The organism is Streptomyces sp. NPDC013457 (assembly GCF_043089925.1).
GTDB lineage: Bacteria > Actinomycetota > Actinomycetes > Streptomycetales > Streptomycetaceae > Streptomyces.
Genome location: NZ_JBICBL010000004.1, coordinates 465,353 through 484,784, shown reverse-complemented (window position 1 = coordinate 484,784; position 19,432 = coordinate 465,353). Strand labels below are relative to the sequence as shown.

General features: G+C 72.6%; 20 protein-coding genes and 1 pseudogene. 9 read left to right on the top strand and 12 right to left on the bottom strand.

Annotation, left to right across the window (positions count from 1 at the left end; translation table 11 throughout):
• Positions 1-273 precede the first annotated feature (273 nt).
• The 4 genes from ACF1G2_RS14015 to ACF1G2_RS14000 form a co-directional block, all read right to left on the bottom strand.
• On the bottom strand, positions 274-1,371 hold the full coding sequence (locus tag ACF1G2_RS14015) for an ATP-binding protein (protein WP_391798477.1): 1,098 nt from the start codon (positions 1,369-1,371) through the stop codon (positions 274-276).
• Positions 1,368-2,105, bottom strand: a complete 738-nt coding sequence (locus ACF1G2_RS14010) for a response regulator transcription factor (RefSeq protein ID WP_391798476.1) — start codon at positions 2,103-2,105, stop codon at positions 1,368-1,370. Before ACF1G2_RS14010 ends, ACF1G2_RS14015 begins: the two co-directional genes overlap by 4 nt.
• A 59-nt stretch (positions 2,106-2,164) precedes the next feature.
• Positions 2,165-2,830: a spermidine synthase gene (locus ACF1G2_RS14005; RefSeq protein WP_391798475.1), complete on the bottom strand. Its 666-nt coding sequence runs from the start codon at positions 2,828-2,830 to the stop codon at positions 2,165-2,167.
• A gap of 265 nt (positions 2,831-3,095) precedes the next feature.
• Positions 3,096-3,239, bottom strand: a complete 144-nt coding sequence (locus tag ACF1G2_RS14000; RefSeq protein WP_391798581.1) for a hypothetical protein — start codon at positions 3,237-3,239, stop codon at positions 3,096-3,098.
• A gap of 80 nt (positions 3,240-3,319) precedes the next feature.
• On the opposite strand from ACF1G2_RS14000, the pseudogene ACF1G2_RS13995 reads away from it, so the two are divergent.
• Positions 3,320-3,562 (top strand): annotated as a pseudogene (locus ACF1G2_RS13995) (TetR family transcriptional regulator C-terminal domain-containing protein); the annotation flags it as partial.
• Between the two features lie 21 nt (positions 3,563-3,583).
• Here the strand turns inward: ACF1G2_RS13995 and ACF1G2_RS13990 are convergent.
• From ACF1G2_RS13990 to ACF1G2_RS13970, 5 genes are all read right to left on the bottom strand, one after another.
• Entirely contained in the window at positions 3,584-4,159 is a 576-nt protein-coding gene (locus ACF1G2_RS13990) for a hypothetical protein (RefSeq protein WP_391798474.1), read from the bottom strand.
• Positions 4,160-4,175: 16 nt separating this feature from the next.
• Positions 4,176-4,460 carry a hypothetical protein gene (locus ACF1G2_RS13985; RefSeq protein ID WP_391798473.1) on the bottom strand — a complete coding sequence of 95 codons (285 nt, stop codon included), beginning with the start codon at positions 4,458-4,460 and terminating at the stop codon, positions 4,176-4,178.
• The gene (locus ACF1G2_RS13980; RefSeq protein WP_391798472.1) at positions 4,457-4,657 is read right to left on the bottom strand and encodes a hypothetical protein; all 201 of its coding nucleotides are present in this window, start codon (positions 4,655-4,657) and stop codon (positions 4,457-4,459) included. Before ACF1G2_RS13980 ends, ACF1G2_RS13985 begins: the two co-directional genes overlap by 4 nt.
• On the bottom strand, positions 4,623-5,345 hold the full coding sequence (locus ACF1G2_RS13975; RefSeq protein WP_391798471.1) for an RNA polymerase sigma factor: 723 nt from the start codon (positions 5,343-5,345) through the stop codon (positions 4,623-4,625). The genes ACF1G2_RS13980 and ACF1G2_RS13975 overlap by 35 nt, the downstream gene beginning before the upstream one ends.
• A gap of 79 nt (positions 5,346-5,424) precedes the next feature.
• Positions 5,425-6,075, bottom strand: coding sequence for a DNA alkylation repair protein (locus tag ACF1G2_RS13970; protein WP_391798577.1), 651 nt, complete (start codon positions 6,073-6,075; stop codon positions 5,425-5,427).
• A gap of 250 nt (positions 6,076-6,325) precedes the next feature.
• On the opposite strand from ACF1G2_RS13970, the gene lon reads away from it, so the two are divergent.
• Together lon and ACF1G2_RS13960 are read left to right on the top strand one after the other, a co-directional pair.
• A complete protein-coding gene (gene lon, locus ACF1G2_RS13965; RefSeq protein WP_391798470.1) occupies positions 6,326-8,737 on the top strand; it encodes an endopeptidase La in 2,412 nt (803 codons plus the stop codon).
• Positions 8,738-9,023: 286 nt separating this feature from the next.
• Entirely contained in the window at positions 9,024-9,617 is a 594-nt protein-coding gene (locus tag ACF1G2_RS13960; RefSeq protein ID WP_391798576.1) for a DUF5701 family protein, read from the top strand.
• A 28-nt stretch (positions 9,618-9,645) separates the two neighbouring features.
• On the opposite strand, the gene ACF1G2_RS13955 is transcribed toward ACF1G2_RS13960, so the two are convergent.
• The gene (locus ACF1G2_RS13955) at positions 9,646-10,509 is read right to left on the bottom strand and encodes a lytic polysaccharide monooxygenase (RefSeq protein WP_391798469.1); all 864 of its coding nucleotides are present in this window, start codon (positions 10,507-10,509) and stop codon (positions 9,646-9,648) included.
• A 235-nt stretch (positions 10,510-10,744) separates the two neighbouring features.
• Positions 10,745-11,566 (bottom strand): lysozyme, encoded by an 822-nt coding sequence (locus ACF1G2_RS13950; RefSeq protein WP_391798468.1) that lies wholly within the window; start codon positions 11,564-11,566, stop codon positions 10,745-10,747.
• A gap of 211 nt (positions 11,567-11,777) precedes the next feature.
• On the opposite strand from ACF1G2_RS13950, the gene ACF1G2_RS13945 reads away from it, so the two are divergent.
• Positions 11,778-12,260 (top strand): MarR family transcriptional regulator, encoded by a 483-nt coding sequence (locus ACF1G2_RS13945; protein WP_352189036.1) that lies wholly within the window; start codon positions 11,778-11,780, stop codon positions 12,258-12,260.
• An 88-nt stretch (positions 12,261-12,348) separates the two neighbouring features.
• Here ACF1G2_RS13945 and ACF1G2_RS13940 read toward each other — a convergent pair whose 3' ends face one another.
• Positions 12,349-13,131, bottom strand: a complete 783-nt coding sequence (locus tag ACF1G2_RS13940; RefSeq protein ID WP_391798467.1) for a hypothetical protein — start codon at positions 13,129-13,131, stop codon at positions 12,349-12,351.
• A 385-nt stretch (positions 13,132-13,516) separates the two neighbouring features.
• Here ACF1G2_RS13940 and ACF1G2_RS13935 point away from each other — a divergent pair, with 385 nt between their 5' ends.
• The 5 genes from ACF1G2_RS13935 to ACF1G2_RS13915 are packed head-to-tail and all read left to right on the top strand — an operon-like array spanning position 13,517 to position 19,290.
• Positions 13,517-16,486, top strand: a complete 2,970-nt coding sequence (locus tag ACF1G2_RS13935; RefSeq protein ID WP_391798575.1) for a nitrate- and nitrite sensing domain-containing protein — start codon at positions 13,517-13,519, stop codon at positions 16,484-16,486.
• Complete coding sequence (locus ACF1G2_RS13930; protein ID WP_391798466.1) at positions 16,483-16,965, top strand: roadblock/LC7 domain-containing protein; 483 nt, start codon at positions 16,483-16,485, stop codon at positions 16,963-16,965. Before ACF1G2_RS13935 ends, ACF1G2_RS13930 begins: the two co-directional genes overlap by 4 nt.
• Positions 16,962-17,384, top strand: coding sequence for a DUF742 domain-containing protein (locus ACF1G2_RS13925; protein WP_391798465.1), 423 nt, complete (start codon positions 16,962-16,964; stop codon positions 17,382-17,384). Before ACF1G2_RS13930 ends, ACF1G2_RS13925 begins: the two co-directional genes overlap by 4 nt.
• Positions 17,365-18,030 carry an ATP/GTP-binding protein gene (locus ACF1G2_RS13920; RefSeq protein WP_391798464.1) on the top strand — a complete coding sequence of 222 codons (666 nt, stop codon included), beginning with the start codon at positions 17,365-17,367 and terminating at the stop codon, positions 18,028-18,030. Before ACF1G2_RS13925 ends, ACF1G2_RS13920 begins: the two co-directional genes overlap by 20 nt.
• A gap of 27 nt (positions 18,031-18,057) precedes the next feature.
• Complete coding sequence (locus ACF1G2_RS13915) at positions 18,058-19,290, top strand: styrene monooxygenase/indole monooxygenase family protein (protein ID WP_391798463.1); 1,233 nt, start codon at positions 18,058-18,060, stop codon at positions 19,288-19,290.
• The last annotated feature ends 142 nt before the right edge of the window (positions 19,291-19,432 follow it).

Below are 19,432 nucleotides of genomic sequence, written 5' to 3'. Positions count from 1 at the left end.
AACCGCCCTCTTCCGCTTCACAAGGTGATGGACAGCGGAAATAAAGGCTACGCCTCCCTGACCGACAGGTGCAGGCCGGGCAGCTCCAACGTCGCGCAAGTCACACTTGACGCGGTGTTTCGGGGCAGGGAATGGCGGGAAACAAGCGTGGTTCTGCCTCCCGTGGGTACAGGAGACCCGGGTTGCGGCCCGTGAGGCACGCATCCCTGACCACGTCCTGATCGTGTCCTGTTCATGTACACGCAGAACATGTGCTTCCGGTTCGACCCTACGTCAATCGCGCGCCGGAATGCTTCCCGGAAGAGTGACCTGGATCCGGCAGCCCCGTGACGATTCGGCCACGCCGATCTCGCCGCCGTGCAGATCCACCGCCCAGCGGGCGATCGCGAGCCCCAGACCCGTACCGCCGTCGCTGCCCTTGCCGGACTGCGCCGGCACCTGCCCCCGGTTGAACCGCTCGAAGACCGTGTGGCGGAGCGACTCCGGGATGCCCGGGCCCTCGTCCTCGACCTCCAGGGCCAGCGAGTCCGGCCACGACCCGCGTCGCGCACGTACGGTCACCCGGCCGTGCGGAGGGGAGTGCTTCACCGCGTTGTCGATCAGGTTCGCCATCACCTGGTGCAGCCGCTCGGCGTCCGCGTGCGCGGTCAGCTCGGGCGGTGAGACGTCCAGGTGCAGATGGACGTCCGTACGGTTGTGCAGCCCCGACGTCGAGGACAGACCGCGCTGGGAGGCGGCGAGGTTGGCTTCGCGGAGCACGCCGGAGAGGTACGGCCAGACTTCAAAACGCCGTGCCTTGAGCGTGACGACACCGTTGTCAAGACGTGACAGGTCGAGCAGCGTCTCGACCAGCCGGCCGAGCCGTTCGGTCTGCTTCAGAGCCGTCCGCATCGTCTCCGGGTCGGCCTCGGAGACGCCGTCGACGACGTTCTCCAGGACGGCGCGGAGGGCGGCGATGGGGGTGCGCAGCTCGTGCGAGACGTTGGCGACCAGCTCCTTGCGGTTCAGGTCGACCGCCTCCAGGTCGTCCGCCATGCGGTTGATCGTCGAGGCGAGGTCGCCCAGCTCGTCACGGCGGTCCGCGCCGCGCACGCGCCGGCTGAAGTCGCCGCGTGAGATCGACCCGGCCACCGTGTTCATCTCGTCCAGCGGCGCCGTCAGGGACTGCGCCACGAACTGGGTGATCAACAGCGTCGCGATCATCGCGAAGATCGTGATGTAGCGGAACTCCGTCGAGGTCCGGATCGCCACCAGCGCGAGCCCGGAGGTCAGCAGGACCGCCCCGACGACCAGCGTGCCCAGCTTGGTCTTGATCGAGATCACGATCCGGCGCCTGCTCCGGCGCTCGGGGCGCTGCCCCCGGCGTCTCATGACGCCGGCGTCTCCAGTGCGTAACCGACGCCGTGGACCGTACGGATCCGCTCGGCCCCGATCTTCCGGCGCAGCGCCTTGATGTGGCTGTCGACCGTGCGCGTACCGGAGGCGTCCGCCCAGTCCCAGACCTCGGCGAGCAGCTGCTCGCGGGAGAGGACCGCGCGCGGGGTGTTCGCCAGGCAGACCAGCAGGTCGAACTCGGTCGGCGTCAGATGCACGTCGTCGTTGCGGACCCTGACCCGGCGCTGCGCGTGGTCGATCTCCAGCTCGCCGAGGCGCAGGATCCCGCTCCGCGGGGTCACGGCCGCCAGAGCGGCGCGCTCCACCCGGCGCAGCAGGACGTGGACCCGCGCGGCCAGCTCGCGCATCGAGAACGGCTTGGTCATGTAGTCGTCGGCGCCGACGCCGAGCCCCACCAGCATGTCCGTCTCGTCGTCCCGCGCGGTCAGCATCAGGACCGGGACCGGACGCTGCGCCTGGACCCGGCGGCAGACCTCCAGGCCGTCGAAGCCGGGCAGCATCACGTCGAGGACCATCAGGTCGGGCTGCCAGGCCTCGGCAGCGTCCACGGCCGCCGGGCCGTCGGTCGCCGTCTGGACGAGGAAGCCCTCCGCGCGCAGCCGCGCGGAGATCGCTTCCACGATCGTCGTGTCGTCCTCGACGACCAGCACTCGTCGCTGCGCACCCGGAGTGGCCGCCGCACCGTGATGAGTGGTGTGTGTCTGCTCCATTGCCCCGCCTCGCATCGCTGGTGTCGGCCAGCAGCCTAGAGGCACGGGGAGCGTCCCGGCTACGCAGGCCTTACGGCGAGGTGCACCACGTCAGGGACGCCCCGGGCAACCGGGATCTCTTCCGTCCGTACCCCGCTGAATCCGGCATTCCGCAATGACTCTTCGAAATCGGCGGACGGCCGGGCGGACCACACGGCGAGGATTCCGCCCGGGTTCAGGCGCCGTGCGCAGGCCTCCAACCCCTCGGCGGAGTAAAGGCTTTGGTTGTCCTCGGTCACCGTCCAGTCGGGTCCGTTGTCGATGTCCAGGCAGAGGGCGTCGTAGTGGTCCGGGGAGGTGTGGAGGTGCTCGACCAGGTCCGTGTGAAGGATCACGTTGCGCGGATCGGCCAGAGCCGCTCCGGAGATCGCGGCCAGCGGTCCCTCGTGGTGCCAGTCGATGATCGCCTGCTCGCGCTCGACGACCACGATCCTGGCCCAGCGGGGGTCGGCGGCGGCGTGTGCGAGGGAGAAGCCGACGCCGAGCCCGCCGATCAGCACGGAGGTGCCGGGCCGGCCGCCGAGCGCGTCCATCGCCGCGTCGATCAGCAGCCGCTCCGAGCGGCCGTCGGAGGTGTCCATCAGGAAGGTGCCGTTGGCGATGATCTCGAAGTGCTCGTCGCGCCGGCGCAGCACGACCTCGCCGTACGGTCCCTCGCGGCGGTCGAGGGTGACGGGCTGGGACATGGGTACTCGCTCCGATCGGGCTCTCGGGGTCGTCGTGGCCGTCCATCCTTGCGGGATGCCGGTGGCCGGGACAACCGGAAGAGAGCGGTCCGGGGCCGGGACCCCACGGGCCGGCCCCGGACCGGGTGCGGGGTCGTCAGGAACCCCGCGGTCGAAGGGGATCGGATCCTGGATATCGGATCGTGGATCCGATCTATTGGATCCAGCGATCTCGGATCTGCGAGGCCGGATCCGATCTGTTGGATCCGGTCCGTTGGATCCGGTCTCAGATCGACAGGCCGTGGCCATGGGCGAAGACCGGGTCCGCCGTGTCGTTCGGGACGTCGGGGCGGGCCGCTTCCACCGCCGCCATCGAGCGCGGCAGCTCGAAGGGGAGCCGCCCCTCCGCCGTCGCCCGGCCGAACGCCACGTCGAGCAGGGCGTCGTCGCCCGCCCCGTAGTCGGCGATCAGCGCCGCCGCCCGTTCGGCACGCCTACTTCAAGGAGCGGTACGCGCGCGTGCTGCGCCACACCGTCGACCTGATGGAGGCGGCGGTGCGGCGCGGGGAGCTGCGGGAGGGCGTCGACTGCCGGACCGTCGCGCAGGAGCAGCTCGCCGTCATGGACGGTCTGCAGCTCCAGTGGGCGCTGGATCCCGGGGCGATGGACATGCCGGGGCGCGTACGGGAGTACCTGGACCGCCAGTTGAGGGGGATCTCGGCGACGGGGGAGGGGCTCCCGGGCGCCCGGTGAGGGGTCCGGGCGTGAGGGCCGTCAGGGGCCGGTCGGGGGGCCGCCGTCGGGCAGGGCCTCGAAGACGCGTTGCAGGGCGGGAGGACGCTCGCCGTCCGCCGCGACGACGACGCGGTACCGGTACGTGAAGACGTACCGGAAACCGTCCTGGACGGTCGCGCCCGTCGGCCGGGCGGGGACCTTGGCGTACGCCGGGTCCTCCAGCGCCGCGCGCAGCTCGGCCACTTCGGCGGCGGTCATACGGCCCGCGCGCGGCTCCTCCGTCCCGGAGCGGGTGGTGTAGCTGCCGTCGTAGTGGACGACCAGCTGGTTGCGGACGCCGGCGAGCCCGCCGTTGACGTTCACCTCGACGAGGACCTCGCGCGGACCGGGCTCGTGGTCGTTGTGCACGGTCCCGTCCGTCGCGGTCGGGACCGGCGGGACGGAGACGTCGCCGGTCCGGTCCGGAGTCGGTACCGATGCGGATGCCGGGCTTCCCTCCCGGGGCGCGGCGGGCCCCGGCGGGGTGCCCTGGTCGCCGCAGCCGGTCAGCGCCAGTACCGGAACCAGCGCCGCCGACGCGGCCCAGAGCCTCGCGTTACCGCCCTTGAACGTCATGGACACGATCCTGCCCTCACCCGACCCGGTTGACCAGGGCCGCGAGCGCGGCATCGAGGCGGGGACCGTACGGCCCGCTCCGTACCGCCAGGTCGACGGCGTCCGCGCACGCTCTGCACCGTTCGAGATGGGCCTCGGCGTGGCCGAGGACGTCGGTGGAGAGCTCCCCGCGGGCGTACGCCTCCACCCAGTCCGCGGGCAGATGCCGATGCCCCGCGGGCGCGGGCGCGGGGGCGAGTGTGGGCAGGGACGTGGACGCGGGGGCGGGCGCGGGGGTGACGGGGGGCGAGAACTCGGTCATGCGGGGGCCGCTTTCGGAGGTGGGGGCGGAGTGGGGCCGGAGGCCTGGTGAGGGACGACGGCGAGGATCCGGGTGGAGGTGGAGGTGGAGGCGAATGCGGAGGCCGGGACCTGGTCCGGAGCCGGGGCGGCGGCCCGGTCCGGAGCCGGGGTGGTGGCCCCGTCACGGGCGGGGGCGGGGGACCCGGTCGAGGTCATGGGCACCTCCTCCACCCGTTCCCGGGCCCCCGCCGTTCCCCCGGGCGCCGTCCATCGCCTCCGCCTCGCCCTGGGCCACGAGCCACTCGCGCAGCCGGGCGCAGCCGCGGGCTGCGCGGGCCTTGACCGTGCCTTCGGGGACGGCCAGGCGCTCGGCGGTCTCGCGGACGCTGTAGTGCTGGAGGTAGCGCAGCTCGATGACCTCGCGCTGCGGGGCCGGGAGCCCGGCGAGCGCGTACGCGACGGCCGCGTAACGGGGCGAGGAGGCCAGCAGGCACTCCTCCGCCGAGGGCGCGGTTCCGGCGGAGGCGGGCGTGTGCTCCCGGGCCCTGTCGGCGAGGGCCCGCTGGCGGCCGGCGGCCCGTTCGAGGTCGATCGCGCGGCAGTGGGCTATTCGCCGCAGCCAGGCGGGGACGCTGCCCTCGTGGAAGCCGGAGGCGCTCTTCCACACGGTCAGGAAGGTCTCCTGGACGGCGTCCTCGACGGTCTGGGCGGGGAAGCCGCGGTTGAGGAGATGGGCGAAGAGGGGGCCCGCGTGCCGGGCGAAGAGCCGGGACAGCGCGTCCTTGTCGCCGTCGGCGACGGCGTGGACGAGTTGCCCGTCGCACGCGTCGTCCTCGACCGCCGGCCGGTCCTCGGTGCACTGCCCGCACCCGGGATAACTCGTCGTCACGACCGGTGAACGCACGGGAAGGGTACGGAGGTTGCAGTTCCGCGTGTTTTTCCCGATGCGCGGGATACCGGCGCCCGGCGCCCCGCCCCACCCCTTACGGCCGGCCGGCCTCCTGGCGGCGCACCATCTCGGCGATCCACGTGGGGGCGAAGGGAGAGGTGCAGTTCGGGGCGGTCGGGTAGTCCTTGAGGACCTCCAGGCGCTCGCCGATGCCCACCGCGCGGGCGCGATGCTCGGGGTGCTGGATCCCGATCTGGGCCAGGCAGGCGTTCATCGCCCACTGCAGCCGGTCGGGGGCGTCCTTCATCTCCGCCTCGACGACGTCGAGCAGTCCGTCGAGGTCCAGGCCGGCGGGCTTCTTCACCACACGCTCGGCGGTCAGCGCCCACCCGGCGCTCGCGACCACCGGGTCCGGGTCCGCCGACCAGGCGAGGCGCAGCTCCTCGGCGTGCGGGCTCTTCTTCACCACGTAGTTCACGAGCCAGTCGTGCACCTTGGGGGCCCGCGCCTCACGCACCATGGTGTCCAGCTCGTCCCGCCCGAACGCCTTCGGGCGGCAGATCAGCAGCGCCAGAAGCCTCGCGGCGGTGTCGTCCGTCGCCCAGAGGTCGCGGGCGAGATCCTGCTGCGTCCTGAGCTCCTTCGCGAGCGCGCGCAGCCGGGTGAGGTTCACGCCGTGATCGTCACCGCGCTTCTCGTTCGCCGCGCGCATCTTCGGGTCCTCGAGCCCGGCCAGGTCGGTCATGACCCGCGCCAGCGTCGCCCCGGCAGCCCCGGCAGCCCCGGCAGCCCCGGCAGCCCCGGCAGTCCCGGTCGTCACCTCGGTCACCTCGGTCTCCTCGTCCTCGCTCGCGAAGGAATCCAGCCTACGGCCGGCCGAATCCGATACGTCCTGCCGTGCCCCGATCGCTCAGAGCGAACGCCGCTCGGGGAACAACCCAAGGCTCATGTGCATTGAGTCCACATAGCTCAACTTGACTGCCGAAGGGGAGATCATGGCTTCCGAGTCCATGGCGTCCGCGCCGCTCACTCTGCCTGTGCTGCCGCTCGACGACGAGGTCGTGCTGCCGGGAATGGTGGTGCCGCTCGACCTGTCCGACAACGACGTACGCGCGGCGGTCGAGGCCGCCCAGGCCGCCGCCCCTTCCGGGGCGGGCAAGCCCAGGGTGCTCCTCGTGCCCCGGGTAGACGGGACGTACGCGGGGACCGGCGTCCTCGGCACCGTCGAACAGGTCGGCCGGCTGTCCGACGGCGACCCCGGCGCGCTCATCCGCGGCCGCGGCCGCGTCAGGATCGGCGCCGGTACGACGGGCCCCGGCGCCGCCCTCTGGGTCGAGGGCACCGTCGTCGAGGAGGCCCTCCCCGACCCGCTGCCCGGCTCCGTGACCGAGCTGGTCAAGGAGTACAAGGCGCTGGCCACCAGCTGGCTGAAGAAGCGCGGCGCCTGGCAGGTCGTGGACCGTGTCCAGCAGATCGACGACGTGTCCGCCCTCGCCGACAACTCCGGCTACTCGCCGTTCCTCACCCTGGAGCAGAAGGTCGAGCTCCTGGAGACCGCCGACCCGGTCGCCCGCCTCAAGCTCGCGACGGCCCTGCTCCGCGAGCACCTGGCCGAGCAGGACGTGGCCGAGTCCATCGCGAAGGACGTCCAGGAGGGCGTCGACAAGCAGCAGCGGGAGTTCCTGCTGCGGCGCCAGCTCGACGCCGTACGCAAGGAGCTGCGCGACCTCAACGGTGAGACGGACGGCGACGAGTCCGACGACTACCGGGCCCGCGTCGAGGCCGCCGACCTGCCCGAGAACGTACGGGAGGCGGCCCTCAAGGAGGTCGAGAAGCTGGAGCGGTCCAGCGACCAGTCCCCGGAGGGCTCCTGGATCCGCACCTGGCTCGACACCGTCCTCGAACTGCCGTGGAACGAACGGACCGAGGACCAGTACGACATCCAGGGCGCCAAGGCGGTGCTCGACGCCGAGCACGCGGGCCTGGACGACGTGAAGGAACGGATCACCGAGTACCTGGCGGTCCGCAAGCGGCGCGCCGAGCGCGGGCTCGGGGTCGTCGGCGGCCGTCGCGGCGGCGCCGTCCTGGCCCTGGTCGGCCCGCCCGGTGTCGGAAAGACGTCGCTGGGCGAGTCCGTCGCGCACGCGATGGGGCGGAAGTTCGTCCGCGTCGCGCTCGGCGGCGTACGGGACGAGGCGGAGATCCGCGGCCACCGCCGTACGTACGTCGGCGCGCTGCCGGGCCGGATCGTGCGGGCGGTCAAGGAGGCCGGGTCGATGAACCCGGTGGTCCTGCTCGACGAGATCGACAAGGTCGGCTCGGACTATCGAGGCGACCCCGCGGCCGCGCTCCTCGAAGTCCTCGACCCGGCGCAGAACCACACCTTCCGCGACCACTACCTGGAGGTCGAACTCGACCTCTCCGACGTCGTCTTCCTGGCGACGGCGAACGTCCTGGAGGCCATCCCGGAGGCGCTGCTCGACCGGATGGAGCTGGTGCGCCTCGACGGGTACACGGAGGACGAGAAGGTCGTCATCGCCCGCGACCACCTGCTGCCCCGGCAGCTGGAGCGCGCGGGTCTGGAGCCGGGCGAGGTGGTCCTCGAGGACGCGTCGCTGCGGAAGCTGGCGGGCGAGTACACCCGTGAGGCGGGCGTACGGAACCTGGAGCGGTCCATCGCGAGGCTGCTGCGGAAGGTCGCGGCGCAGCACGAACTGGGCGACCGGGAGCTGCCGTTCGCGGTCGGCGTCGACGATCTGCGCGGGCTGATCGGGCGTCCGCACCACATCCCGGAGTCGGCCCAGGATCCGGCCGAGCGCCGCACGGCGGTGCCGGGCGTGGCGACCGGGCTGGCCGTCACGGGCGCGGGCGGTGACGTCCTCTTCGTGGAGGCGTCGCTCGCCGACCCTGAGACGGGCGCTGCGGGGCTGACCCTGACGGGCCAGCTGGGCGACGTCATGAAGGAGTCGGCGCAGATCGCGCTCTCCTTCCTGCGGTCGCACGGCGCGGAGCTGGAGCTGCCCGTGATCGGCCTGAAGGACCGGGGCGTGCACATCCACTTCCCGGCGGGAGCGGTGCCGAAGGACGGCCCGAGCGCGGGCATCACGATGACGACCGCGCTGGCGTCGCTGCTCTCCGGCCGGCTGGTCCGGACGGATGTGGCGATGACCGGTGAGGTGTCGCTGACCGGTCGCGTCCTCCCGATCGGCGGTGTGAAGCAGAAGCTGCTCGCGGCCCACCGGGCCGGCATCACGACGGTCGTGATCCCGAAGCGGAACGAGGCGGACCTGGACGACGTCCCGGCCGAGATCCTGGAGAAGCTGGAGGTTCACCCGGTGACGGACGTCCGCCAGGTCCTGGAGATCGCCCTCGCGCCCGCGGAGGTGACGGTGAGCGCGGCCGCGTAAGGGGTTCCGGTCGCAGCCGCCGGCGCCGCTCGCGGTTCCGGCGGCTGCGAGAAGCGGGGCGCCCCTCACCGGGGCGCCCCGCTTCTCCCGTGCCCGGCGGCGCGCGGGGCGGGAACATCGAGGGAGGGCGCTCCGTTGACGCTCTGCCGACCACTCGCACCACGGACCGAGGAGTGCCTTGACCCAGACGCCGTCGACCGGCCCCGACCCGCAAACCCTCCCGTCGCCCCCGCACACCCTCCCGTCGCTCACAGCCCTCCCGTCGCTCACCGCCCAGGCGGAGCGGCTGATCGAGCTCGGGGTGCACGAGCTCGCCGGGATTCCGGCGGACGAGCTGCGTGCCTTCGCCACGGGAGCCGGCGGCGGGCGGGTGGACGCCCTGCTCGCCGTGCACCCCGACCGCGCGCCCGCCTCCGCCCTCGCGCCGCTGCTCCGCCGTGACGACAAGCCCGGCTTCGTCGTCGTCGACATGCCCGACGTCGACGACTTCGCGCCGCTCGACACCGTCGAGCTGCCGGACGCTCCCCTCTACCTCGTCTCCGGCGTCGACCGCGGAGACCGCATGTCCAACTGGAGCCCCGACGAGGCGCTGCCCGCCCTCGCCGCCGAGGACCGCACCCCGCTGCTGCTCAGCGAGGGCATCCACTGGGTCATCCAGCAGCCGGCGGCCCTGGAGCGGAACCTCTGCTTCATGACCATCGGCTCCCGGCTCCGCAAGGCGAACGGCGCCTTCGACGCACGCACCCCGGCGATCTGGATCAGCAACGGGACCGGGCGGGACGGCCGCGAGCGGCGCAACGCCCCGAAGGTCGGATGGTGTTGGTGGAACAACCGTCACACCTGGCTCGGCTTCGCCTCCACCACGGGCCGGAGCGTCTGACGAGGAGCCTGCCGATCCGGCCGTACCGTCACGACACGTTCCGGCGCCGCGTCAGGAGCAGGCTGCCCGCGGCGAAAGCCGCCAGGGCGCCCGCTCCGGCGAGGGCCAGGGGAAGCGGGGACGGGGAGGTGCGCGCGGCCTCGGCGGAGAGCGCCGGGGCCTGCTCGTCGCCACCGTGGCCCGCGTGGCTCACCGTCGAACGGTCGGCGCCCGCGGCGATCCCGGCCTCGCTCGGCGCCGAGCCCGCCACCGTCGTCGCACCGCCGTAGGTGACGTCCGAGCAGCTGTAGAACGCCTCCGGGCTGTCGTTGCGCTGCCAGACCTTGTAGACGATGTGGCGGCCCGTGCGCGCGGGCAGGTTGCCGGTGAAGTTGTAGTAGCCGTCCGCCGAGGTGCGCGGCGTGGCGTAGGTGGCCACGGGCGTCGCGTCCAGGTCCGACCACTTCAGCGGCTTCGTGGGGTCGAAGCCCTGCTTGGTGATGTAGACCGTCATCGTGCCCGAGTGCGCCGCCGTGACCCGCACCTTGAAGTCGAAGGATCCCGCCCCGACCGCCGTCGCGGGCCAGTCGGTCCGGGCCCAGTCCAGCGCGCGGTACTTCTCGCGGTTGGCCGAGCAGAGCTTGCCGTCGGGGATGACCACCTGGTGCTGCCCGTTCGCGTTGGCGATGTTCACCTCGTTCCAGTCGTAGAGCGGCTGCGTGCCGGAGTCGGCGACGAGGTCCTTGCAGACCTGTGAGTCGGGGGACTCGGGCCCCTCCGCGTAACAGGCCGCGACCCGGCTCACCGGGTTGAAGACGGCGCCGTGCGCGCCCGCGGTGGACGGGGTGAGGGGGATCAGCGCGGCCGCGGACAGGGTGACGGCTGCGGCGGTGCGGCGGTACGAGGACGGCATGTCGGGGCTCTCTCTCGTGCGTGGGGGAGGACGGAACGAGCAATGAGCGGGTGGCGTACGGAAGTTGAAAGCCGCACGCGTCGCCCCAGAGACTCGCATTGGTCCATACCAATCGGCAAGAGGGGGAGCGAAAATGACGGGGAGAGTGCAGGGAGGCGGAGGGGAAAGGCGAAGGCGGTCCCCCGGGCGCGCCGCCGCGCACCCGGGGGACCGCCGAACGAGGGCGAAGGCCTGCTCAGCCGTTCGCCAGCGCCTGTACCCGCGAGAGGTCGCCGTTGAAGCGGTTGTGGTCGCCGACCGTCGGACCGGTCGAGGTGTACTGCCACATCGTGTAGTACGCCCAGCCGGCCGGCAGCGTGCCGACCGTCGACGCGTACCGCGCGACCCACAGCGGGTTGCTCGCGCCGAAACCGCCGTAGTTGCCCGTGCACTGTGTCCACCAGCTCGTCGCCGTGTAGATCACCGCGTCACGACCGGTCCGCGCCTTGTAGCGGTTGAGGAAGTCGCGGATCCATGTGACCATCGCCGACTGCGACTTGCCGTAGCAGGTCGCGCCGTACGGGTTCCACTCGATGTCCAGCGCACCCGGCAGGGTCCTGCCGTCCCTCGACCAGCCGCCGCCGTTGTCGACGAAGTAGTCCGCCTGCGCCGCGCCCGTCGTCGTGTCCGGGGTGGCGAAGTGGTACGCGCCGCGGATCATGCCCACGTTGTACGAACCGTTGTACTGCTGCGCGAAGTAGGGGTTCTTGTAGTAGGTGCCTTCCGTCGCCTTGACGTAAGCCCACTTCACCCCGCTGTTCCACAGCGTCGACCAGGCCACGTTCCCCTGGTGGCTGGAGACGTCCACGCCTTCGGTCTGGGCCGCCCGGGGCGTTCCGGGCGTGCCGCTCCGGCCGTCGTGCTCGACGACACCCATGCCCATGTGGGCGGAGCCGCGTGGGGGGACGGCGTCGGCGTCGGCAGCGTTCGCGGGGCCGGAGAGGGTGAGGGGCAGGAGGAGGGCCAGGGCCGCGAGAGCGGCGCCGGCGAGGGTCTTTCCGGATCTGTGCACGGGCATTGCGTGCCTCCGAAAGGCTCGGTGGGGGAGCGTGCCGGGACAGTCCTGGTGTGGACATGTCACCGATGACGCTACGCACGTAGACCGGTTCGGCGGAAGGGGGGCCGGGTGCCGCCGTTGGTCTATGCCTGCGAAATACTGAAGGAGCTGCGGCGATGACCGCGGACGAAAGAAACTTTCAGCGACCGGAAAGCGCGCGAGGGGTGCTGACGTGCACGGAAGCGGTACGGGGAGTGAAGGCGAACCCACGGCGAGGAGTGGTGTGGACCAGGAATTCCTGGCCCTGGAACGGGAACTGGCGGTCTTTCTGCGCCGCGCCCGCGCCCAGTCCGGCGAGATGGCCCGCGAGGTCCATCCCGAGCTCGAATCCTCCGCGTACGGCCTCTTCGTACGGCTCGACGACACCGGGCCCCAGCGCGCCACCGAACTCGCGGGCTACTTCGGCGTCGGCAAGGCGACCATGAGCCGCCAGCTGCGCGCCCTGGAAGAACTCGGACTCGTCGCCCGCGACCCCGACCCCGCCGACGGGCGCGCCTCGCTCGTCCGGCTGACCGAGGAGGGCCGGCTCCGCTTCCGGCGGGTGCGGGACGCGCGGCGCGGGCGGTACGTCCGCAAGCTCGCCGACTGGGACCGCGGCGAGGTCGCCGAACTGGCGCGCCTGCTCCACCAGCTGAACACCCGCGCCGAGGGCTGAGCCCCGGCCCGGGCCGGGTGCGTCCGGGTCGGGTGCCTCCGGGCCGGGTGCGTCCGGGTGCGTCCGGGCGGGGCCGGGCGGGGCCGCCTCAGAGAACCGCGTACGCCGCCGTCGCGTCGTCGTGGAGCTTCCCGCGAAGGGGTCGGCCCGCCGCCTCGTTCCCCTCCTCCAGCGACCGGACGCGCGCCAGCAGTCCGTGCGCGCCCTCCTTGCCGAGCACCCCCATGCAGTCGGCCCAGTCGCCCTGCCCGAACAGCTCCACCCAGCGCGCCGCCCCGTCCGTGAGCGCCGCCAGTGCCCGTACGGCCGCACGGGGCTCCGTTCCGGTGACCGCCCGCCGTGCCACGTACGGGTCCGCCGCGGCCGTGAAGAAGCCGCCCTCGCGGTTCCGCAGCCGGTCCGTCGCCTCCAGCGAACGCCTGACCGCGTCCGGGATCCGGTCGAGACGGTCGTCGAGCACCGCCCGTACGGACCCGTCCGGCGCCGCCAGGAGGAGCACGGCGTCCGACAGCACCAGGTACTCGACGGTCACCGCGTCCCAACGCGCCATCGCCACAGTCGCCTGGGGCGTGCGGACGTGAGAAAGGTCACAGCTGTCGCGGTGGGCGTCCGCGGTGCGCCGGATTGCCTCCGAGAGGATCCCGCTCAGCGTCATGTCATGCCGCGAAGCGGACAGTTCGGTCAGCGCGCCGCCGAGGCGGGCGGTGAACCACGGCACGTCGTGCACACAACCGTCATCGCCCGCCGGCGGTGTCACCCCGTCGAGGACCACCACCGTCCCGCCCGCGCCGTACGCGGGAAGAGCCGTGGCCGCCCAGTCCTCGTTGGGGCGTTCGGGGTGGCCGGGGAGGGTTGCGGCTTCGGTGCGCATGATCCCCAGTCTGCCTCCGGCCGACCGTGCCCGCACGGCACCTTCACGGCGTCTCCATAGAGACGAACGGGCCTCGCACCAGGCTCTCCAGGGCCGCCCGAGAGGCGGAAGCGGAACCTCCGGCAAGCTGCGGGCGCGCATCCTGCCAAAGGTCGGGCGGAAGATCCAACCGGCAGCCCGCGCGGGCGCGCGGACGGCGCGGCCGGAAGTTGTTCCCCAACTCAGGAGTGTTGTTCACTCGTTCGGGTGGCGGAGCGGCCGATGCGCGTCCCCTTCCCAGAAGCGCTGGAATGGTCGGAAGCCGTACCAGGGGTGGGGGCGCTCTAGCACATGACCGGTCGTCACCTCTGCTTCATGGGCGGACGAGTCGAGAATGCGAGCACCGGTGCAGAAGAAGCGGCCTCGGAGCAACAACGGCAGCCGGAGCCAGGCCCCCGGTGACCCGCTGAGCACGGGCGGCGCCACGGGCCCTGTCGTCGTCCCCGCACAGCCGGGCACGGGTGCCGCCGCCGTGCCCCCGCAGGCGAAGCCGGGCCGGTCCAAGCGCGTCCGCAACCGCCTCGTCGCCGGAGTCGCCCTCGTCGGCGTCACCGTCCTCGCCGCCGGCGCCCCCGCGGTCCTCACCGCCTCCGGCGAACTGAACGACTCCCAGAGCCTGGTCACCCTCGCCGAACTCGACCGCCAGGCCGTCACCCTCGCGCACTCCCTCGCCGACGAGCGCGACGAGGTCGTCGCGTACATCGCCGCGGGCCGCGACGAGCAGAAGGGCGACAGCGACGAGAAGCGGCAGGTCACCAGCGCCCGCTCCACCCGCGTCGACCGCCAGATCGACGAGATCCGGCCCACCGCCCCCGCCGAGCTGCGCCGCGACCTCGCGGGCCTGCCCTCCATCCGCCGTACCGCGCTCACCGGCAAGGGCACCGCCCTGGAGGCCCACAAGGCGTACACGGACGTCATCGCCAAGCTCCAGGCCCTCGCCGACGAGCTCGCCGAACAGACCCCGGCCCGCGCCGCCCAGGACACCAGGGCGCCCGCCGCCCTCGGCCGCGCCGTCGAGCAGGCGTCCGCCACGCGCGGACTGCTCCTCGCCGCCCTGGCCGTGCCCCAGCCCGAGTCCAGCGGTGTCACCTACGACCCGGTCACCGGCACGTACGTCCCCGTCAAGGCGGAGGGCGCCGACGAGGCCGAGCGGATCCGCAACGCCCTCACGGCCGCCGCCCAGCAGGCCCGGGTCCGCGAACTGGCCACCCTCGCCGACTTCGACCAGGCCGCCTCCAGCGCCGGACGTGACTCCCTCGCCGCCACCGTCACCGGCCCCGACGTCAAGAACGCCGAGCGGCTCCTGGCGCGGCTCACCGACCAGCCGGAGCTCAGCAAGTCCGAGCGCAAGACCGACCCGGAGAAGCTGGAGGCCGCGCTCTCCGCCCGTGTCGAGCAGATGCGCGGCGTCGAGTCCGCCCTCGCCGCCACAAGGGTGGAGCGGCTCTCCCAGCTCCGCGACGACGACGTCACCGCGCTCGAGGTCCGCATCGCCTTCCTCGGCGGCTGCCTCCTGGTCGCGATCGGCATCTCCACCTACGTCGCCCGCACCCTCACCCGCCCGCTCGCCGTCCTGCGCATCGGTGCCGCCCGTCTCGCCGCGGCCCCGGAGCCGGAGAGCGAGGAGCCGGTCCGCTTCACCGGCCGCAACGACGAGTTCGCCCAGGTCGTACGGTCCCTCAACACCCTCCACGGCAAGCTCGCCGACCTCGGCCGGCGCACCGCGCAGCTCGACAGCGAGCGCGCCGACCTCACCGGAGCCCGCGAGGCCCTCACCGCGGAGCTCGCCGCCCAGCGCGCCGAACTCCAGGGCCACACCGCGCTCCTCACCGCCGAGCTCGAACGGCTCCGGCACAGCGTCCACCACACCTTCGTCAACCTCTCGCTGCGCAGCCTCGGACTGGTGGAGCGCCAGCTCGGAGTGATCGAGAAGCTGGAGGAGCGCGAGCAGGACCCGGAGCGGCTCGCCACCCTCTTCAAGCTCGACCACATGGCGACCGTCATGCGCCGCCACAGCGAGAACCTCCTCGTCCTCGCCGGCCACGAGCACGTCCACGGCCACCCCGGGCCCGTCCCGCTCGTGGACGTGCTGCGCGCCGCCGTCAGCGAGATCGAGCGGTACGAGCGGGTCGCGATCCAGTCCCTGCCGCCGCACGCCCAGATCGCCGGCTTCGCCGCGGACGACCTCAGCCACCTGATCGCCGAACTCCTGGAGAACGCCACCTCCTTCTCGCCGCCCGACACCCAGGTCCAGCTCTCGGGCTGGCTCCTGGAGTCCGGCGAGGTCATGCTCTCCGTCCAGGACGAGGGCATCGGCATGACCGAGTCCCGGCTCGCCGAGCTCAACGCCCGGCTCGCCGAGGCCGATCCGGCCGACGTCGCGGGGGAGGGGCTCGGCATCCGCGTCGCCGCCCTGCTCGCGGCGCGTCACGGCGTACGGGTGCAGCTGCGGGAGCAGAAGCAGGGGGGTATCGCGGCCGTCGTCGTCCTGCCGCTCCCGCTCCTCCCGTCGGCCCCGCCGACCGCGGGCCCCCCGGTCGTCCCGGTCGCGGGCGCGGCCCCCACGCTGAACCTTCCGGGCTCGGTCGCCGAGGCCAACTCCAACACCCTGCCGTCCCGCACCCGCGACCCGCTCGTGGAGGCCGCGGAGCGCGCCTTCGAGGCGGCGGCGGAGGAGACGAGGGCGGCGGCGGAGGCCGCGGAGACCGTGGAGGCCGGCGAGGCCGCCCCGGAGCAGGCCGGACCCGCCGTGCCGGCGCAGCCCACCGGGCACGCCGAGCCCATCGAGGCCGACGGAGCCGTCGAGGCCGACGGACCCGCCGAGCGAACCGAGGCCGACGGAGCCGTCGAGGCCGACGGACCCGCCGAGCGCACCGAGGCCGACGGACCCACGCTCGCCGAGACCACCCTCCAGGTCCGCCTGCCCGACCCGCCCCCGGAGCCCGACGCCCACGAGCGCGCCTCCGAGGAGGCCGGTCCCGGCGCCCAGCGGCTCACGGACAAGGGCCTGCCCAAGCGCACACCGCGGATCGTCCAGCAGGCCGGCACCTCGCCCACCCCCCGTACGGGCGGAGTGGACGCCGAGGCCCTGCGCCGCCGGCTCGGCGGCTTCCACCAGGGGGCCAAGGAAGGGCGCCGCGACGTGGAGGCCGAGATCGGGGCGGCCGCCACCGAGACCAAGAGGGCCGAGGCCGGGACCACGGCCGAGACCGAGAAGGCCGGGACCACGGCCGAGACCGAGACCGAGAACGCGGCCGTGGACACCGCGCGTACCGAGGAGAAGACGGGGGACACAGTCGAGGAGGCACGCAGTTGACTGCGACCGGAACATTCGGACTGAGCAGGGAAGCCCGCAATCTGCACTGGCTGCTGGGCAACCTCGTCGAGGAGGTGCCCGGGGTCCGTTCGGTCGCCGTCGTCTCCTCCGACGGACTCCTGCTGCTGTCGTCCGACCCGGCGGTTCAGAACGCCGCGCCCGCCGAGCGGCGCCCGGCCGGACCGAGGGGATCGAGCGCCGACCTCGCCACGATCGTCTCCGGGATCGGCAGCCTCACCGTCGGCGCCGCCCGGCTGATGGACGGCGGCGGGGTCAAGCAGACGATGGTGGCGATGGACGAGGGCAGTGTCTTCGTCATGTCCATCAGCGACGGCTCGCTGCTCGGCGTGCACGCCGAGCCGGACTGCGACATGAGCGTCGTGGCGTACCACATGGCCCTCTTCGTCGGCCGCGCCGGACACGTACTCACCCCCGAACTCCGCAGTGAGCTGCGCAAATCGATGGAGAGCGCCCAGTGACGTCCGTGCCGTCGGTCTACCACGCCCACAAGCTGCCGCTACGGGGGGAGGGCCGCCGCCCCGCGCGCGTACGCCCGTACTCCCTCACCGGCGGCCGCACCCGCTTCGGTCACGTCCTGCTCGTCGAGACGTTCGTCGCGGCGCTGGAGGCGGCGCCGGAGCGCAAGGTCCTGACGGACGGCGGCCCCGCCGCCCGCGGGCTCATGCCGGAGATGCGGGCCATCGTCGAGATCTGCCGCCGGATGCGTACCGTCGCGGAGATCTCGGCGCTCCTGAAGATGCCGCTGGGTGTCGTCCGGGTGCTGCTCAGCGACCTGGCCGACCAGGGAAAGATCCGTGTGTACGGGACCGGTCACGGCACCGGCCAGCCCGACCGCGCGCTCCTCGAAAGGGTGCTGAGTGGACTCCGCCGTCTCTGAAGCCGTAGCCCCGGCGTCCGCCGGAATCCCCGCGCAGCCCCGGCCCGCCGATGTCGCCACGGAGGACGGCGCCCGGGACTGGCAGCTCGACCACACCAGGGCCCCCATCGCGACCAAGGTCGTCGTCGCGGGCGGGTTCGGGGTCGGCAAGACGACCTTCGTCCGGGCCGTCTCGGAGATCACCCCGCTCCAGACCGAGGCCCTGATGACGCAGGCCAGCGAGGAGACCGACGATCTCTCCGCGACGCCAGAGAAGCTCACCACGACCGTGGCGATGGACTTCGGCCGGATCACCCTCGACGACGACCTCGTGCTGTACGTCTTCGGTACGCCCGGCCAGCAGCGCTTCTGGTTCATGTGGGACGACCTGGTGCGGGGCGCGATCGGCGCGATCGTGCTCGCCGACACCCGCCGGCTGACCGACTGCTTCGCCGCCCTCGACTACTTCGAGAGCTGCGGGCTGCCGTACATCGTCGCCGTCAACCACTTCGAGGGCACCGAGCGGTTCGAGCCCGAGGACGTCCGGGAGGCCCTCACGGTTCCCCCGCACGTACCCGTCGTGATCATGGACGCGCGCAAGCGGTACAGCGTCGTCGAGACCCTGCTCGCGATGGTCGGGCACGCGCTCGAATCCTCCCCCGAATAGTCGGACCCCTCGTAAGGAACACCCGCCATGCGGAAGATACTCATCGTCGGCGCCGGTCAGTCCGGTCTCCAGCTCGCCCTCGGACTCCAGTCGCAGGGGTACGAAGTCACCCTCATGTCCAACCGCACGGCGGACGAGATCCGGGCCGGCCGGGTCATGTCCACCCAGTGCATGTTCGACACCGCCCTCCAGCACGAGCGTGACCTCGGCATCAACTTCTGGGAGTCCCAGGCCCCCCGGATCGAGGGACTCGGCGTCTCCGTCGCCGGCCCGGAGCAGCGTGTGATCGACTGGGTCGGCAAGCTCGACGGCTACGCCCAGTCCGTGGACCAGCGCGTGAAGATGGCCGGCTGGATGGAGACCTTCGCCCAGCGCGGAGGGCAGCTCGTCATCCACGGCGCGGCAGTCTCCGACCTGGACTTCTTCTCCCGCACGTACGACCTGGTGCTCGTCTCCGCCGGAAAGGGCGAGTTGGTCTCCATGTTCGGCCGGGACGCCGCGCGTTCCCCGTACGGCGAGCCGCAGCGGGCCCTGGCCGTCGCGTACGTCCACGGCCTCGGCCCGCGCCCCGAGCACCCGGACTTCGACGCCGTACGCTGCAACCTGGTCCCCGGCGTCGGCGAGCTCTTCGTCATGCCGACGCTGACCACCTCGGGCCGTGCGGACATCCTCTTCTGGGAGGGCATCCCCGGCGGTCCGCTCGACGTCTTCCAGGGCGTCAAGGACCCGGCGGAGCACCTGTCGCTCACCCTGGAGCTGATGGAGAAGTTCACGCCCTGGGAGTACGCGCGCGCCACCAAGGTCGAACTGACCGACGCCAACGGCACCCTCGCGGGCCGCTACGCCCCGACCGTCCGCAACCCGATCGGCCGCCTCCCCGGCGGCGGTCTGGTCCTGGGCGTCGCGGACGTCGTGGTCGCCAACGACCCGATCACCGGCCAGGGCTCGAACTCGGCCTCGAAGTGCGCCGCCGCCTACCTGGCGTCGATCGTCGAGCACGGCGACAAGCCGTTCGACGAGGAGTGGATGCAGGCCACGTTCGACCGTTACTGGGACACGGCCCAGCACGTCACCAAGTGGACGAACGCGATGCTCGGCGTCCCGCCGGAGCACGTCCTCAACCTGCTCGGCGCCGCGGGCGGCCTCCAGCCGGTCGCCGACCGCTTCGCGAACGGCTTCAACGACCCGGCGGACTTCGAGAACTTCTTCTTCGACCCGGAGAAGACGTCCGCCTACCTGGCCGAGGTCTCCGGGGCCTGAGGGACGTGAGGGAGGGCGGGGGGGGGGGGGGGGCCCCCCCCCCCCCCCCCCGGCCCCCCCCCCCCCCGGGGGCCCCCCCCCGGGGGGGGCCGGGGGGGGACCCCACCCCCGCGCCCGGGGCCCCCCGCGGGGGCCCCACCGC